The following is a 16711-nucleotide window of genomic DNA, read 5'->3' as shown; positions in this document are numbered from 1 at the left end:
TCAAAATTAACCTCTCCAATCTTGGACGATATTTCCGTCACGAATTACAATTTGACGTGCTGCTGCTTCCCCAATTTCACGATCATGGGTAATCATAATGATTGTTGAGCCTTGTTTATTTAATTCGTAAAAGAGGTCCATAATTTGTGTACTTGTTTTCGTATCAAGTGCCCCCGTTGGTTCATCGGCTAAGATAAACTTCGGGTTATTTACGATTGCACGTGCAACAGCGACACGCTGTTTTTGTCCACCTGATAATTCGTTCGGTAAGTGAGTAGCACGATCAGCTAAACCTACTTTTGTTAAAGCAGCTAATGAGCGCTCACGTCTTTCCTTTTTATCAACTCCAGCGTAAATAAGAGGTAGCTCTACATTTTGAAGTGCTGTAAGTCTTGGTAATAACATGAAGTTTTGGAATACGAATCCGATTTCTTTATTACGTACGTGTGCAAGTTCTGTTTCAGACATGTTTGAAATGTTTTGACCAGCTAGTTCGTACGTACCTGTCGTCGGTTTATCTAAACAACCAATAATGTTCATTAATGTTGATTTACCAGAACCAGAAGGTCCCATAATCGAAGTGAATTCTCCTTGGTTCAGTGTTACGTCAATTCCGTGTAATATTTGAACGGACTCTGCACCATTTTGGAAGGATTTCGTGATGCCTTTTAAGTTAATCACTGGGCGACAACCTCCATACCATCTTTTAAGTCTTTTTCAGGTTTAGAAATAATTTCCTCTCCTTTTTTCACTCCAGAAACTTTTGCTTCGCTATCAGTCTCGAATTCAACAGTAACTGCTTGTTCTTTCGCTTTACCGTCTTTTACAACAAACACAACATTTTTATCACCTTTTTTCACGATGCTGCTTTTCGGAACAATTGTACCAGTTGCTTCGCCAGATTTACTTGTTACGTAAACGTGGAAGCCGTTTTGTAATTCTTCACTATTATCTAACGTGACAGTGAATTGATAGTTAGAAACTGTTTTGTTTTCGTCCATACTCTTTAATGGAGTAGAACCGATTTCTGTTACTTTTCCTGTCCAAGTCTTACCAGCAACGGTTTTTGATGAAACAGTAACTTCTTGCCCAACTTTCATACTAGCAAGCTCATATTCAGAAAGTTGACCTTTTACTTTAAATGGACCAGCATGACGAAGTGTAATACCGCTCATACCTGTTTTTTCATCAGCGATTTTTACGATATCATCAATTACGCCATCAGCAGGACTCGTTACAGAAAGTGTGTTTACTTTCTCTTTTGCTGCTTTAATCATTTCATCAGCTTTTTCAACTTCAAACTTTTTCATTTCAAGCTGTGATTCTAATTGTTGTACCTCGATTTCTGATGCTTTTAATGCTTCAGCAGGAAGGCCTGCATTTTTATCTTTTTGTAATTTTTGTTTCGCAGCATCAATTTGTTTTTGGAACAATGTTACTTCTTTTTGTGCGATTTTCTTTTGCATTTCTGCTTCTGTTACACCTTGTTTCGCAGTAGGGTCATTGTATTTAAAAAGGAGTTGCCCTTTTTTTACTTCATCACCTTTTTTTACAGCTAATTCATACGTTCCTTTTGTTGGATCAAATGAAATTGTTTCGATGCCGTTTGGAATGACTTCACCGCCAAATTTTTGTGCGTTTTCAATTTTTTTTTCTGTTACTTTATATCCGCTATATGCCATTGCTACTTCTGAACCGCCGCCAGCAAATGCAAAGTATGATCCAGCTGCAATTCCGATTGCTACTACACTAGTAATTAACACTTTATTTTTCTTCTTCATCTATTTATCACCTTTTCGTTCGTTTTAGTATCTACATTAAGTATAGAAGAGGGAAAGAATCTGACAAATCGTTTTAGCTTACAATAACCTTACAGTTTTGTAAGGTATGAATATGTAAATGTAAGGTAGAGCTTGTCCCAGTGTAAGCAAATGAATTGACGAGTGTTTTTTTTCTTACAATAATATTGTATGAAGGAGAGGAGGAAGGAAGATGGAAGCTTATTTTAGTGCGCATCCATTAAAACCGTTTATTCCCTACTCAAGGCAACATGCCATTATATTATTTATTCTGTTGGTGGGAATCGTTTTTTTATATCAATACCAAGATGTATTACGTCAAAATGAGTGGAATATAACGGTTCGATATGCGATTGCATTTCTATTTATAGGGAGTGAAATTGGACTTCATATGTGGGAGTGGAAAGCAGGGATTTTTGAGCTAGCCACTTCATTACCGTTTGAGTTATGTACGATTAGTTTGTTGTTAGCTTCAATTATGATCATAACGAAAAGTTACCGTATATATGAGATTGTATTTTTTACAGGAATTATTGGTGCATCACAAGCCATTTTAACGCCAAACTTGCAGTATGCTTTTCCGCATTTTCGGTTCATTGAATATTTTATCGCGCATATATTGCTCATTTGGGCGCCACTCTTTATGACTTGGGTGGAAGGATATCGTCCGACAGTACAATCTATTAAACGCACAATGATATTTTTAAACATATTGATTCCGATTGTTTCGTTTGTAAATTACAAAACAGGTGGTAATTATATGTTTTTAGCTCATAAGCCAGAAACAGCTTCATTACTTGATATGTTAGGACCACATCCTTACTATATTATTTCATTAGAACTCGCAGCGCTTATTGGATGTTTTATTTTGTATATGCCGTTTGCGAAAAGAGAAAAACAGTTACATAAAGAATCGTTAGGGTCATAACCTAGCGATTTTTTATATATTAAATATTTACAATTCAGAAAATTAAGAATAAAATTAAGGGGTAAATTATAGAGAGAGAAGGGCGAAAATGGTCAAAAAAGTATTTTTGAATGGGATGGAAGTGACGTTTCAATTTATTATTTCGATTTTGGGTATTATTTGTTTAGGGACATTGCCGAAACTATTTTATGGATTTGAGCTGCATGCATCACAGTACATAAAGAGTTTACAAGAAGTGTTTGTGAATTTAATGGACATCTCCAATTTTAAATATGTGGGAGATAAATTTTTATTTCCACAGTTGTTTGTCCATTATAAAGAAACAATTATTATATTTTTAGCTGCTTTTTTCATTTCATTATTTGTAGCATTTTGTATTGTTTATGTAATTATGAGTAGTTCACCGCGTATACAACATCGAATTAAATCATTTCTTATCTTCCTAGAATCCATTCCAGATATCCTTCTTATTTTAGTATCACAAATTTTAGTTGTATGGTTTTTTAAACAAACAGGTTTTTTACCTTTTCAAATTGCTTCAATTGGAGGCGAGTCGATTAGGGGGTTGCCAATATTGTGTTTGAGCATCCCGACTACGATTATGTTTGTAAAAATGATCGTGCTTCGTTTTGAAAATGAACTAGAAAAAGATTATGTACTATTTGCTAAGGCGAAAGGGCTGGGGCGCTTTCATATTTTAAATCGCCATATTTTACGAAATGTGTTGCTTAGTACATTATTCTTTGCGAAAACGAATATCTTTTTTATGTTATCTAATTTATATATTATAGAATGGATTTTTAATACGGGTGGTATTTTTATGTTTTTGAAATCGTATTTCGGTATTAGAGTTGAGGTTTTCATTGTTAGTGTACTTCTTATATATATTCCGATTTTTATTTTATTTAAATTGTTTCATTATCTCATTCCGGCTGCGATGAAGGAGAGATTATAATATGTGGACGTATATAAAACGTGATAAAAGATTTTGGATAAGTATTGGGTTTCTTCTCCTATTAGTTCTTTTGAGCATCGGAAATACGTTATGGAATGATGGACATATTAGACAAGTTACATTGCAATATGATGCGGATGAAAATCCACAAGTGCCACCGTTTCCACCTTCATTACAATTTTTACTCGGGACAGACCGGAAAGGGTATGACCTGTTACATTTAGTCATTGAGGGCGCGAAGTGGACGATTGGTATATCTATTTTAATTGCGGCACTTAGAATGGTAATAGGTGTGTTTTTCGGTGTCGTACTCGGAACGTATATAAAAAGAGAATTTTCAAAAATTGAGGCTTTCTTTGATAGTTTTACAGTTATTCCGACAGTTATGATTGCGTATTTTTTTCTTCAATCTGCAAATACATTTGGAAGCGGAGAGGAGACAACAACCTTTTTTGAAAGGGCTTCGTTTCAAGTGGTATTACTTGTACTGCTTGTAATGCCAGTTATTGCACTGTATGTTGCGAAGGAAGTTCGTAAATTGCGAACGGAAGAATTTGTTGATGCCGCACGCATATTAGGTGGATCGAGAAGACATATTGTTATAAAACATCTTTTTCCGCACCTCTATATGACGTTTATACTCGTATTTCTTCAGCAGTTTACGCAGACTCTTACTATTTTACTGCACTTAGGATTACTTGAAGTGTTCTTTGGTGGGACTGTAATGTTTGGTGGACAAATAAAAGAGGTGGAATCTTATACGCATGAATGGTCAGGTTTAATTGGAGTATACTTTAGGTCATTAACAGTGAATCCGTGGATCCCTCTCGTTCCGATTACATTTTTTGGACTTACTATTTTTTCAGGAAATATGATTGTAAAAAGTATCGAAGAGGCGATGATGAAAGTAAGGTTGGGAGGAGAGCTAAAGAAGGGTGTTGTAGAAGAGGAACAATCTGTTGTGCAGTCGAAAGAAGAGTTATTTACTTTTAAGCATACGATGTGAAAATAAAAAGAAGCAAGCATGTATCTCATGCTTGCTTCTTTACTTTATTTTGTAGAAACTTCGCCTTCAGCTTCTGTTTGCGGAATAAAGTATCCGATTATACCACCAATTATTGCCGGAACGATCCAACCGATTCCTAAGTTATAAAAAGGAATCGTGTGTACGATATTAGCGATAAAACTTGGTATCATTCCCACATTATCAAGTGCATGAATACAACTAATAAGGAATGCTGCGATCATTGCCCCGATGTAGACAGAAGGTTTACGTTTCGTATATTTATCTATAAATGATACGAAAATTAAAATAATCGTAATTGGATATAAAATAATTAATACAGGTAATGTAATTTTGATTAATAAACTTAAACCTAAGTTTGAAATCACGAAGCTGAAAATACAAACGTATAGTACGAGCCTTTTGTAAGAAACATTTGTTAGTACTGTTGCGAAATAGTTGGAAAATGCACTTACAACACCGATTGCTGTCGTTAAACAAGCAAAGATAATGGCGATACTTAATAAAACATTACCGCTTGTCCCAAAGAAGTGGTACATAACAGTCGCTAATAGTTGACCACCGTTCTCGAATTGTCCTAAGTTGCCGTTTGAAGCCCCGATATAACCGAGTAAGAAGTACACAATTGTTAAAAATAGAGCTGCAATGCTTCCGCAAATAATTGTATATTTGGCGATAGATTTCTTCTCTTGTATACCGTTTTGGCGAATTGCATTTACAACAATTGTTGATAGTACGAGTGCACCGATTGCATCTAACGTTAAAAATCCTTCAAGAAATCCTTTGAAAAACGGAATTTCTTTATAGTCACCAACAGGTTCTGCAAACGTTCCTGGTGAAAGAATTGCTTTTGTTGCCATAATCGCAATAATTCCAAGTAAAATTGGTGTTAATATTTTTCCGATATGATCTACTAATTTTGATGGATTTAATGATAAGAAGTAGACGACTGTAAAGAAAATCGCACTAAAAACTAACATAGAGTACCATTGGTCTGGGAAAAGTGGTGCAATCCCAATTTCGTAAGATACAGATCCAGTTCGTGGAATAACAAATAGTGGGCCGATTGAAAGATAAATAATGATAGCAAATATTGCTGCGAATTTTGGGTGAACACGGCTTGCTAAAGTGTTAAAACTACCACCGGCAAGGGCAACAGCGACGATAGCTAGTAAAGATAAACCGACGTCTGTAATAATAAATCCTGTAATGGAAATCCACATATTTTCTCCGGAAGAAAGGCCAAGAAGGGGCGGGAAAATCATATTACCAGCACCGAAGAAAACTGCGAATAGTAATAAACTAATCGAAAGTATTTGCGCTGGTTTTAAAGTTGTACGCATATAAAGAAAATCCTCCTAATGAGTGTTTTTGTCGAAAATTCAAACAATTTGTCGAGTAACTGTTATTATTTTAAAGGTCTGATGACTAGAAAGCAATAGGGAATTTTGAAAAAATTAAAAAATAATGCATTAAATCGAATAAATATACTATTTATATGTTTAATAGGAAGGATTTAACTTATAGCGTAAAAAAACACATATCACTAGGATACGTGTTTTAAAAAAATATTTTTTTATCACGTTCTTCTTTTAAAATTTCAACCGCTTCTCGGAAACGTTGTGAATGGACGATTTCTCGTTCACGTAAGAAGCGTAGGCTGTCATTTATATCTGGATCATCTGATAAGTTAATAAGCCATTGATATGTTGCGCGTGCTTTTTCTTCAGCCGCAATATCCTCGTATAGGTCGGCAATTGGATCACCTTTAGCTTGTATATAGGTTGCAGTAAATGGAACACCGGCAGCGTTATGGTAGTGGAGTGCACTATCATGATCAGCGTAATGAGGGTCAAGACCAGCAGCTTTCATTTGTTCAGGAGTCGCATCTTTCGTCAGCTTATAAACCATTGTAGCAATCATTTCAAGGTGAGCAAATTCTTCTGTACCAATATCAGTAAGTAGGCCAATGACTTTGTCAGGAATTGTATAACGTTGATTTAAGTAACGGAGTGCAGCAGCTAATTCTCCATCTGCACCGCCGTATTGTTCAATTAATAATTTTGCAAGTGCGGGATTGCAAGTTCCTACTTTAACAGGGTATTGTAATTTTTTTTCATAAATCCACATAGTTTCTCTCCTTTATATTTGCCATGGCCAAGGACCTTTGCTCCATTCCCAAGGGGCATTAGAATAGCTGTTTCCAAACTGTTGGAGTGGCCCGTATTTTTCTTCCATCTTTTGTTTTAATACTCTTCGTTTATAGGAAAAGTCATTAAATTGATTAATCGCGGCAGTGTCATCTGGATGTGTATCTAAATAAAGAGTGAGTTCGACTAGTACAAAGTCTAGTTCTTGAAGCTCCAGTAACAGCTCATAATATTCTTCTGGTAGCGATTGAGTCACGTCAGTAGTCACCGCCCTTTTTTATAAGGATTTTCATAATAGTCATAAAAAACAGGCCATAAAGTCCCTTTTTGTAGCGCTTCTTTTGGCGTGAATTGTGGTAAGTTTGGCGGTTGAAAGCCTAAAAATAAATTAGGAGGAGTAGAGTAATATTTTTTTCCGATAGGAGGGCAAGGATCTTGAGGACTATGATAGGGCACGAATGATCTCATATATTTATTCACGAATAAACCTCCTTACATGTTCATTACTACGTATTGTATTCAGACATAATGAGCATTTATGACACATATAAAAAAGTAATAGGTACGGGGGGAATGAATGTGGAGACTGTGAAACAATTCATTGTATTGGAAGTGAAAAACTTAAAGGAAACGTTATATTTTTACGAAGGGATTTTAGGAATTAAACCTAGTTTAGAAAGACCACAATTAGATGTAACGGGGGTTTGGTATGATGCCGATTCAACGAGAATTAGTTTTGTTATGAATCGCATGTTAGGTGGGCAGGAAAAAAGTGTTACAGATTCATGTGAGGATTTAACATTTACGATTTCTGACATAGAGAAATTGAAAAAGAAGCTAGCGTTTTATGAAATTTTATATACAGAAAATGAATGCGCGAGGAGTATTGTAGTACAAGACCCAGATGGATATAAACTTCAAGTGGTAGAGAAGGATGAATAGACGGAGGGGATTTGGTGGAGAGAAATTATGAAGAAAGTGCGTTGTTTGAGCATCAATTTTGGCTAAAGGTACTTACTGATCATGCGCAGTTTTTACTTGATGCGTTAGCTCCAAAGGAAAAAGAAGATATAAAGAAAGCTACTTATTTTGTTGAAACATTTACGAATCTGTTAAATAAAGTTCGTAATGTGAATCTTGTGGCATTTTCCAAAGAGGCAGAACAAGCAGCTAAGGAGATCCGGACGTTTAAATTAAATATTATACAGAAACAGTTGGAAGGGAAAATTACAATTCATTTTACGCCGACTTTTATTAATCATATGGTAAACGAAGTGGAAGAGTATATAACAGTTTTAGAGTTTTTGAAGAAGGGGGAAATTCCACCTGTTTTTCATGAACTTCATTATCATCTCGTTTGGTTAACAGATGCAGCTGGTCATGCAGGCTCTATTTCTGGTGGGTTAGATCTTGTTGAAAAAAGATTAAAAGAGAAAAGTGAAGAATTCGAGAAGCACTTTGAACGGTTTTATTTGAAGGCAGTTGAAATGACGGGGTATTTAAGAACAGAGCTTCATCATTTTCCTGCATTAAAGAAGTTTACAAAAGATGTTTCACTTGAATTAAAATTATTTTCACATTTTTTACATGAAGTGGAAGAACTCGAGTTGTCGAATGAAGTATTAAGTGTATTATCAGCGAGAATGGCAGATCATATGGCAAGAGAGGAATGTTATTATTTATTAAAATTAGCTCAATCATCTGGACTTGAAATGCCGAAATGTAATCCGCTTTAAAGAAAAAGAGGTCAATTTTATTTGGCCTCTTTTTCTGTTTTATTGTCTCTTTTTATTTTTGCTTGTTCAATACTTGCTTGTAATGTCTCCATAATATTGATGATGTTTGGAGCAGGAGAGATTGTTTCCGTTTTTTCCTGTTGTTCAATTTTCTCTTCGATTAATTCGGTAAGGGCTTCTTTATACTCATCTGTATACATTTCTTGTTCAAAAGGATTTGTAAGGTGGTGAATTAAGTTGATTGCTGCGGTGAGTTCTTGTTTTTGGATAGGATAATTTTCATTACTTGGTAAGTTAGGTGTATTTGTTATATCGCGAATTTCATTAGGGTAGTGAATAGTTTGCAACATAAGTCCATCTTCAAAGTTACGGATAATAGCTAAATGTTGTTTTTTTCTAATGGAAATATGGATAAGACCAAGTTTATTTGTACGCTCAAGGGCTTCTTTTAATAATAGATATGATTTTTCGTGTCCTGGAGTAGGGCCTATAAAATAAGAACGATCATAGAGAACAGAATCAATTTCGTTATTTTGGATAAAAGATATAATACGAATAGATCGTGGTTCGTGAGCTTTTTGCAACGCAGATAATTCTTTTTCATCCATAATAATGTATTTATGGGGGGCGTATTCATAGGCTTTTACAATATCTTTATCATCGACTTCTTCATCCGCACAATCGGGAGCGAATTTTTTATATTTAATAGGTGTTAAGCATTCTTTATGGAGACTTAAAAATTTTATGTCGTTTTCTTCTACGGCGCTATATAGTTTAATTCCTATATTTAATAGTCCAAGTGAAAGTGCACCTTTCCATACGGTATGCAAATGAAATCTCTCCTTTCATTCAAAAATGATTATGTATATTATGAGATAGTAAGAAATTTCCTATACGTTTTTTGTTTTTTACAGAAGGGATTGGAATATAAAAGATATTGACAAGCCCTCTAAAATATTTTAATGTGATTGTATAAAATTGTGTATATAAAGGGGAGTAACTTATTACAGTAAAGTCGTCATTACAGGGAGAAACCCTCGGCTTTATTGGCAACGTTTCGTTGTTAGTGAGACCTTTACCAGCAATGGTAAAGGCCCCTTATTGTCTTTTTTAGGACCCTTACCATATTTGGTAGGGGCCTTTTTGTATACAAAGAGAGGAGAAATAAAAATGAAAAAACTTATTAGTAGATTAAGAGTTGTATTTCATGTTCGCCGATTTGTTCCATTCCTATTTGACTTTTTTACTTCAAAAGAGGTTTCAATAAAGAAGAAAATCTTATCCATTGCTTTTTTAGTTGGTTATGTAGCGATGCCGTTCGATTTAATTCCAGACTTCTTACCGTTCATCGGTATTTTAGATGATATTGGGATTGTGTTATTTATTTTGAACCGAATTGTAAAAATGGCGCCAGTTCAATTACAAGAAAAGCATAACGTAAATGTAGGATAGGAGTTAAAATATGGAGCAAATTATTTTAGATATAATTGAGTTTTTAAAGCAGTTTTCTTATTTTGGAGTTGTATTGGCTTTAACGTTTGAATTTATTCCCGCAGAAGTTGTTTTGCCTATGGTTGGATATTGGGTGTACGAGGGTGATATGAATTTTTGGCTAGCTGTATTAGCTGGAACGCTTGGCGGAACGACAGGACCGTTAACGTTATACGCACTCGGTTATTACGGTGGTCGTCCTCTATTAATAAAGTACGGGAAATACTTCTTTATTAAAGAAGAACAAATCCAAAAAGCAGATGATTTCTTTGAGAAATATGGACCAGTTGTAGCATTTGTTGGACGCTTTGTACCTGGCGTTCGAACGCTTATTTCTGTTCCATGTGGTATGGCGAAAATGAACATATGGAAATTTAGTATATATACATTTGTAGCAATGTTCCCGTTAACAACTTTATATGTCTATTTTGGAATGAAATTAGGTCCGCATTGGGAAAAAGCGGCGGATGTTGTGGGGCAATATATGCTACCGATATTACTAGTCGTCGTTATCGTTGTCGGTGGTATATTAACCTATAAATTTATGAAAAAAAGGAACAGCACGGAATCTATCTAGTCATTGATATTTGTATATTTTTTGAAAATAGATGAATAGTACAGGCAAAAGACTCTGAAGGACATACACATATAGGGAATATAAAAGAGAGAGGGGAAACAACTATGTCTTGTGAGTGCTCAGGGGCAGCATTAACTTGTTGTCCAGATAAAAATTATGTACAAGATAAAGTGTGTAGTCCGTGGTCTGCTACTGTAGTTGCAACAGCAATTGATAATGTTCTCTATACAAATAATATTAACCAAAACGTAGTGGGGACTGGTTTTGTTAAATATGATGTTGGACCAGGACCAATTACTGTAGAGGCGCTTGATTCTGCTGGTACTGTAATAGATACACAAACATTAAACCCAGGAACGAGTATCGGGTTTACGTATCGGCGTTTTGACATTATACAAGTTGTGTTACCTGCAACACCTGCTGGAACGTATCAGGGAGAATTTTGTATTACAACACGTTATCCACTTTCATAGCAGAATAGGAGAGGATTAAAATGGGAATGAGAAGTTCCAGTTTGTCTTGTTGTTCTAATAAAACGCTTGTACAAGATCAAGTATGTACAGACTGGTCTATTACAGGTGCTGGTACTCAAATTGTATATACAAATAATATCACGCAAGAAGTATATGGTTCAGGTTACGTGAAATATGATGTAGGTGCGGCTCCAATTACAGTTGATTTTTTAGTAGGTGCTACAGTAATTGATACAATTACCGTACAACCACAAAGTAGTGGTACTTTCACTGTACGATATTTTACGACTGTTCGAATTACTACAACAGGAACAACTGTTAATCAAGGTGAGTTTTGTATTACAGTACGTTATCCGATTTCATAAAAAAGCATACCGCAAATGGTATGCTTTTTTAATTGAGGAAGTAATAAGATTGGTATTTTATAAACAACATGTAAATTGGCAACAGTACTTGCCTTCTAAATATAGTGAAGGGTTATGTTGGATATTAGCAATATTAACTGACTGTAAGTCTTTTCCTGTGTACGATATTGTATTACCAGGAAACACAGTGAAAATATTGGTTACTGCTCCAACGATTTCAATGGTAATTGCTTCTGTGCTGCTAGTACTATTGTAAACCGAGACAGTGCCTGATATAGGCAGCATTCCATCACTTTGCCACAGTATCATCGATTGTGATTCATCTTTGGCGGAGGGAATGTTGTTATTCGTTATAAGGAAATTTCCTGCAAATTCATTTGTTACTCGCTCGCAATCTGGATCTGGAGGAGGGGGAGGTGGACAAGGATCTGGGCAAATGATAGACAAAGGAGCAAAACAGCCAATGTTTTTTTTATTCTTCAATACAACCCCCTCCTTTTTAAGTAGTCTTTTACTACTATTAAATGTGGAAGCATGGCCGATGTGTTAAGAATGGATAAAAAAAATAAAATCGTGATAGTTTCATAGGCTTATATCTCTTCATAGTTTTTATAGGAAAAAGTTAGTTATCTATTAGACAAAAAGTACTTGTTTTATGTAAATGTGGCATTTAATATAAAATTGACTGTATATTTACAAAATTTAAACAAAATAAATTTTTAGTTTAAATTAAGTTAATATATGTTCGATACAATAACCAATGTAATTAATTTATTATATGAGGGGGATTCATGTGGAAAGAACAGCTTTACGCAAAGTAAAAGGTCTTATTGGATTATTAATGGTTTTTGTATTAGCATTTGTATCATTTCCGTGGGGTACATCAGTTAAAGCGGAAGAGAAGAAGCAAGAAAAGGCACCGAGTGAGAAGAAGATCGTTTTTCCGGTTGTAAGTGATGTACATATTAAGAATAGTGGAACAGATGATACGTTTCGTTGGAAACGAGCAATCGAGCAACTAAATACACTTGCACCTAAACAAGATGCGTTTGTAATTGTGGGAGATTTTACTGATTCAGGATCACTGCAACAATATGATCGTTTCATGCAAGTGTATAATGAAAATGCAAATAAAGATGCTGTGCGAATGAATTCTCTTGGTAACCATGATTATTGGAACGGTTTATCTGTAGAGGGCGCACAGAAGCGTTTCTTAGAAAAAACAGGAATGGAATCGATTTACTATCACAAAGTGGTAAAAGGGTATCATTTCCTTGTCATGTCTCCGGAAGATGGGACAACTCATGGATATTATTCAGACAAGCAAATTAATTGGTTAAAAGAAGAAATGGCAAAGGCACAAAAAGATGATCCAGAAAAACCAATTTTCGTATTTTTACACCAACATATTAAAGATACAGTATACGGTAGCCAAGAGTGGGGAACAAAAGATAGTGCGAAAATTAACGAGGTGTTAAAAGAATATCCACAAGTTATTACGTTTTCAGGTCATTCACATTATCCGTTAGATGATCCGAGATCGATTCATCAAAAAGACTTTACATCAGTTGGTACATCTTCAGTAAGTTATATGGAAGTTGAAGGTGGTAAAGTACAAGGGACGATCCCGCCAGGAGCTAGTACATTAAGCCAAGGTTTATTAGTAGAAGTAGATGATGAAGAAGTAACGATCAATCGTCGTGATTTCCATACAAATTCTTGGACAGGTGAGCCTTGGAAAATTAAATTACCAGCAAAGAAAGAAACTTTTACACATGTAGAAGATCGTGATAAAGAAAAACCTTACTTTGCTAAGGATGCAAAGCTTTCGGTATCAAATGTAACAGAAAATGCGGCAACAGTAACATTCCCACAAGCGTTGGATAACCTTCTTGTTCACTCTTATCGTGTACAAGCTAGAGATAAGCAAACGGGCGAAATAAAGAATAAATTGTTAGCATTCTCAGAGTTTTATCGTGATCCAGTACCAAAAGATCTTACGTTTACGCTTGCAGGATTAGATGGTGGAAAAACATATATGCTTGAAGTAGTTGCAATCGATTCGTTCGGTAATGAAAGTGCGCAGCCGTTAACGGCAGAAGTTACTACGAAAAAAGATAATATTGATCCGAATGTAAAAGTGCCAAAGGCAGATGTTTTTGATGTGAATTTCTTAGATGGTACATTTAAAGATAACTCATCGTTTGGAACGAAGGGCGATGTGAAAGGAAATGTATCTGTTGCATACGATAAAGCTTTAAAAACAAATGTAATGAAATTGAATGGACAAGCTAATACATTTGGATACCTTCCGTTTTCAACAGCACAAAAAGAAAAAGTAGCAAATACGTTCACGCTAGAAACTGTATTTTCAATGAATGAAATTCGCGGACAAGGTATTTTGCAAAATACAGAGAGTGGCGGAATTGGTTTTGAATCTACAGGAAGTGGATATGTTGAATTATGGGCTCACATTGGCGGCAGTTATAAACGCGTTGGCGTTCAATTAGAAGCAAACAAAACATATCACTTAACAGGAACGTATAACGGAAGCGAAGTAGCTATTTATGTCGATGGTAAAAAAGTAAATAGCCAACCAGCTACAGGGAAAGTGTCTCATCCGAACGTACCATTTGCATTTGGAGCTGACCCTGATAGCAAAGGAAATGGTGGTATTCCGTTGAACGGACAAATTGCGCTTGCGAGATTATATAGTAAAGCGTTAAGTTCTTCAGAAGTATTAGCGGCGTACAATGAGTTTTCTAACCGTACAAAGTTAGAGCAAGTGAACGCGTTATATGAAGAGCTTGGAAAAGTAAAAGAAGTGTTAGCTGGTACGTATGAATTTGGTGATAAGCCAGGTCAATATTCAAAGGAAGCATTTCAAGAATTAGAGAAAAGCTATAATAATGCAAAGCAAGCATTTGAAAATGTAGGGAGTACGGGAGAGCAAATCGTTCAAACGTATAACGAATTAAAAACAGCTAATGTAACATTTGTACAATCTAAAGTAGTAGAACAACCGAAAACACCGAAAGAAAAATTACAAATCAATATTGAATCTGCAAAAGCAGTAGTGAAAAAAGCGCAAGATGCAAATGTAACGGACGGTTCAGTGAAAGCACTGAGTCAAAAAATTACAGTGGCCGAAGCTGTAGTGAAAGATGTAAAAGTAAAAGATACACAGGTAGAAACGATGAATCGTACATTAGAGTATACGATTTCACTTGTTGAAAAAAGCATAAACAAATAAGAGAGAAGAAAAGAAGCTTATCATGATAGGCTTCTTTTTTGTTATACTAAAAATAGCATAGAATGAAGGAGCGAATAATTTGGAAGAGAAAAAGCTAAAAAGAATTCTTGAATATGTATGGATCGCGGTTGTGCTCCTTGTAGGATATTATTTCTTAAAAGAAAAAAGTATATGGGTTCTATTTTTAATGACGTTTTTATTAGCGGGTTTAGGCACGTTATTTATTAATTTCTTCTTTGATAGTTTAAATGCATGGAAGAAGAAAAAGAAGGGAACGAAGTAAAGGAGGGAATATATGCAAAAGTGGAAGCTCATATATCAGGTGATTATTTTCCTATTACTTGTAGGTATTGGAATTGTGAAATACGCAACGCCAATAGGAAATTGGGCATCGTTTACAGCTTGCATCGGCATATTTTTCATTTTACAATCGTTAACGAAAAAATATAATAGTACAGAAAAATAGCTCGCCGCTAAAACGGCGAGCTATTTTGTTATGCTTTTTTCTTTTCATCATTCGTTTTTTCGGTAGCTAAGTGACTATGCTTTCTAGAGTAGAAGAAATAGAAGCATAAGCCGACTATAAGCCAAACGGCAAAGCTAATCCATGTCGTTTTAGACAAATTGATCATTAAATATAAGCAGCAAAGAATTGCGACAACTGGTAGTACAGGTACGAAAGGTGTGCGGAATCCGCGTTTTAAGTCAGGGTGTGTTTTTCGTAAAATAAGTACTGCGCAGCAAACGAATGTGAAGGCTGTTAATGTCCCGATGTTTACTAAATTCGCTAATACGTGCAGATCTAAAAGTCCTGCTAATAAAGCGGCAACAACACCAGTAATCCACGTGTTTAATAAAGGGATTTTCACTCTTTTATTTACACGTGCTAACGCTTTTGGAAGTAAACCGTCACGGCTCATCGCATACGAAACGCGAACTTGTCCATACATAACGACTAAGAGAACGGTTGTCATTCCAGTCATCGCTCCAACAGCGAGTAGTCCTGCAATTGTATCCTCGCCAACGAAATGTAAGGCAAATGCAACTGGATCAGAAACATCTAATTGTGTATAAGGAACCATACCTGTTAAAACGAAAGATACAATCATATATAAAACAGTACAAATAAGAAGGGAACCGATAATGCCGATTGGTAAATCGCGCTGTGGTTTTTTCGTTTCTTCCGCAGCGGTTGCGATTGCATCAAAGCCTAAGAAGGCAAAGAATACAGTAGCAGCTCCAGTAATAATACCGTCGTACCCGAATGGAATGAACGGCGTCCAATTTTCAGGCTTTACATATTTTGCGCCTGCTACGATAAAGGCGATAATAACAGCTAATTTAATAAGAACCATAATATTATTAATGCGTGCGCTTTCGCGTATACCAAAACTTAAAAGGCCAGTAATGATGAGTAAAATACAAACAGCTGGTAAATCAATGAGACCACCTTTTCCTACGCCAGGGGCCGAGGCGATTATGGCGGGCAGATGAACGTTAAACCCTTGTAGTAAAGATTGTAAATAACCAGACCAACCGACAGCTACTGCCGCGACGGCAAGTAAATATTCGAGCATTAAACACCATCCGACGATGAAGGCGACGACTTCACCGACTGTCATGTATGCGTAAGTATACACACTTCCTGAGACAGGAATAGAAGAAGCAAATTCGGCATAACAAAAGGCTACACAAGCACAAGTAAATGCAGCAATAAGAAATGATAGCATAATACCAGGACCAGAATGTTTCGCTGCAACAATACCTGTTAATACAAATATACCTGTCCCAATTACGGCGCCAATTCCTAAAAACGTTAAATCGAGTGCAGTTAATGTTCTATCTAGCTGCTTTGGTGATTCAGTACTAAGCGCTTTTTTTCGTAATAATGACTTCACTTTGGACTCTCCCCCCGTTTTTTCATTTCCATAACTGCGAATGTAGTATGAGCCCACTAGAA

The 16711-nt window shown here is 35.6% G+C and carries 21 protein-coding genes; 12 read left to right on the top strand and 9 right to left on the bottom strand.

Annotation, left to right across the window (positions count from 1 at the left end):
- Positions 1-6: 6 nt before the first annotated feature.
- Together PDQ40_RS23995 and PDQ40_RS23990 are read right to left on the bottom strand one after the other, a co-directional pair.
- Positions 7-681: an ABC transporter ATP-binding protein gene (locus PDQ40_RS23995; protein WP_000609100.1), complete on the bottom strand. Its 675-nt coding sequence runs from the start codon at positions 679-681 to the stop codon at positions 7-9.
- Positions 678-1781, bottom strand: coding sequence for an efflux RND transporter periplasmic adaptor subunit (locus PDQ40_RS23990; RefSeq protein WP_270691699.1), 1104 nt, complete (start codon positions 1779-1781; stop codon positions 678-680). Before PDQ40_RS23990 ends, PDQ40_RS23995 begins: the two co-directional genes overlap by 4 nt.
- Before the next feature lie 211 nt (positions 1782-1992).
- Between PDQ40_RS23990 and PDQ40_RS23985 the strand changes: the two genes are divergently transcribed.
- The 3 genes from PDQ40_RS23985 to PDQ40_RS23975 all read left to right on the top strand — a co-directional run bounded on the left by PDQ40_RS23985 (position 1993) and on the right by PDQ40_RS23975 (position 4688).
- Positions 1993-2727, top strand: a complete 735-nt coding sequence (locus PDQ40_RS23985) for a YwaF family protein (protein ID WP_061131360.1) — start codon at positions 1993-1995, stop codon at positions 2725-2727.
- Between the two features lie 88 nt (positions 2728-2815).
- Positions 2816-3682, top strand: coding sequence for an ABC transporter permease subunit (locus tag PDQ40_RS23980; RefSeq protein WP_270691697.1), 867 nt, complete (start codon positions 2816-2818; stop codon positions 3680-3682).
- 1 nt (position 3683) lies between these two features.
- A complete protein-coding gene (locus tag PDQ40_RS23975; protein ID WP_270691696.1) occupies positions 3684-4688 on the top strand; it encodes an ABC transporter permease in 1005 nt (334 codons plus the stop codon).
- A 44-nt stretch (positions 4689-4732) separates the two neighbouring features.
- Here PDQ40_RS23975 and brnQ2 read toward each other — a convergent pair whose 3' ends face one another.
- The 4 genes from brnQ2 to PDQ40_RS23955 all read right to left on the bottom strand — a co-directional run bounded on the left by brnQ2 (position 4733) and on the right by PDQ40_RS23955 (position 7336).
- Positions 4733-6049 (bottom strand): branched-chain amino acid transport system II carrier protein BrnQ2, encoded by a 1317-nt coding sequence (gene brnQ2 / locus PDQ40_RS23970; protein ID WP_061536183.1) that lies wholly within the window; start codon positions 6047-6049, stop codon positions 4733-4735.
- Between the two features lie 217 nt (positions 6050-6266).
- Complete coding sequence (cotJC, locus tag PDQ40_RS23965) at positions 6267-6836, bottom strand: spore coat protein CotJC (RefSeq protein ID WP_000265273.1); 570 nt, start codon at positions 6834-6836, stop codon at positions 6267-6269.
- Positions 6837-6848: 12 nt separating this feature from the next.
- Complete coding sequence (locus PDQ40_RS23960; protein ID WP_000194490.1) at positions 6849-7112, bottom strand: spore coat protein CotJB; 264 nt, start codon at positions 7110-7112, stop codon at positions 6849-6851.
- Between the two features lie 8 nt (positions 7113-7120).
- Positions 7121-7336, bottom strand: coding sequence for a spore coat associated protein CotJA (locus PDQ40_RS23955; RefSeq protein WP_001046260.1), 216 nt, complete (start codon positions 7334-7336; stop codon positions 7121-7123).
- A gap of 48 nt (positions 7337-7384) precedes the next feature.
- On the opposite strand from PDQ40_RS23955, the gene PDQ40_RS23950 reads away from it, so the two are divergent.
- Both PDQ40_RS23950 and PDQ40_RS23945 read left to right on the top strand, forming a co-directional pair.
- Positions 7385-7798 carry a VOC family protein gene (locus PDQ40_RS23950; protein WP_001996766.1) on the top strand — a complete coding sequence of 138 codons (414 nt, stop codon included), beginning with the start codon at positions 7385-7387 and terminating at the stop codon, positions 7796-7798.
- A gap of 14 nt (positions 7799-7812) precedes the next feature.
- Complete coding sequence (locus tag PDQ40_RS23945; protein WP_076855656.1) at positions 7813-8592, top strand: DUF2935 domain-containing protein; 780 nt, start codon at positions 7813-7815, stop codon at positions 8590-8592.
- A 17-nt stretch (positions 8593-8609) separates the two neighbouring features.
- Here the strand turns inward: PDQ40_RS23945 and ku are convergent, their stop codons facing one another.
- Positions 8610-9422, bottom strand: a complete 813-nt coding sequence (gene ku, locus PDQ40_RS23940) for a non-homologous end joining protein Ku (protein WP_000557722.1) — start codon at positions 9420-9422, stop codon at positions 8610-8612.
- Positions 9423-9762: 340 nt separating this feature from the next.
- Between ku and PDQ40_RS23935 the strand changes: the two genes are divergently transcribed.
- From PDQ40_RS23935 to PDQ40_RS23920, 4 genes are all read left to right on the top strand, one after another.
- Positions 9763-10044: a YkvA family protein gene (locus PDQ40_RS23935; RefSeq protein WP_000733841.1), complete on the top strand. Its 282-nt coding sequence runs from the start codon at positions 9763-9765 to the stop codon at positions 10042-10044.
- Between the two features lie 10 nt (positions 10045-10054).
- The gene (locus tag PDQ40_RS23930) at positions 10055-10660 is read left to right on the top strand and encodes a DedA family protein (RefSeq protein WP_000435022.1); all 606 of its coding nucleotides are present in this window, start codon (positions 10055-10057) and stop codon (positions 10658-10660) included.
- Positions 10661-10764: 104 nt separating this feature from the next.
- Positions 10765-11133 (top strand): DUF3992 domain-containing protein, encoded by a 369-nt coding sequence (locus PDQ40_RS23925; RefSeq protein ID WP_001277529.1) that lies wholly within the window; start codon positions 10765-10767, stop codon positions 11131-11133.
- Between the two features lie 20 nt (positions 11134-11153).
- A complete protein-coding gene (locus tag PDQ40_RS23920; RefSeq protein WP_000525809.1) occupies positions 11154-11498 on the top strand; it encodes a DUF3992 domain-containing protein in 345 nt (114 codons plus the stop codon).
- A 57-nt stretch (positions 11499-11555) separates the two neighbouring features.
- On the opposite strand, the gene PDQ40_RS23915 is transcribed toward PDQ40_RS23920, so the two are convergent.
- Positions 11556-11981, bottom strand: coding sequence for an S-Ena type endospore appendage (locus PDQ40_RS23915; RefSeq protein ID WP_000791313.1), 426 nt, complete (start codon positions 11979-11981; stop codon positions 11556-11558).
- 310 nt (positions 11982-12291) lie between these two features.
- On the opposite strand from PDQ40_RS23915, the gene PDQ40_RS23910 reads away from it, so the two are divergent.
- The 3 genes from PDQ40_RS23910 (at position 12292) to PDQ40_RS23900 (ending at position 15217) form a co-directional block, all read left to right on the top strand.
- A complete protein-coding gene (locus PDQ40_RS23910) occupies positions 12292-14751 on the top strand; it encodes a LamG-like jellyroll fold domain-containing protein (RefSeq protein WP_270691695.1) in 2460 nt (819 codons plus the stop codon).
- Between the two features lie 79 nt (positions 14752-14830).
- A complete protein-coding gene (locus PDQ40_RS23905) occupies positions 14831-15034 on the top strand; it encodes a hypothetical protein (protein ID WP_000391504.1) in 204 nt (67 codons plus the stop codon).
- A 12-nt stretch (positions 15035-15046) separates the two neighbouring features.
- On the top strand, positions 15047-15217 hold the full coding sequence (locus tag PDQ40_RS23900) for a hypothetical protein (protein ID WP_001174836.1): 171 nt from the start codon (positions 15047-15049) through the stop codon (positions 15215-15217).
- 28 nt (positions 15218-15245) lie between these two features.
- On the opposite strand, the gene PDQ40_RS23895 is transcribed toward PDQ40_RS23900, so the two are convergent.
- Complete coding sequence (locus tag PDQ40_RS23895) at positions 15246-16649, bottom strand: amino acid permease (protein ID WP_000838718.1); 1404 nt, start codon at positions 16647-16649, stop codon at positions 15246-15248.
- Between the last annotated feature and the right edge of the window lie 62 nt (positions 16650-16711).

The organism is Bacillus cereus group sp. Bc061 (genome assembly GCF_027715825.1).
In the GTDB taxonomy this organism is placed as follows: Bacteria; Bacillota; Bacilli; order Bacillales; family Bacillaceae_G; genus Bacillus_A; species Bacillus_A paranthracis.
The sequence above is the reverse complement of the archived record's forward strand: the minus strand, read 5'-3'. Positions and strand labels throughout refer to the sequence as shown.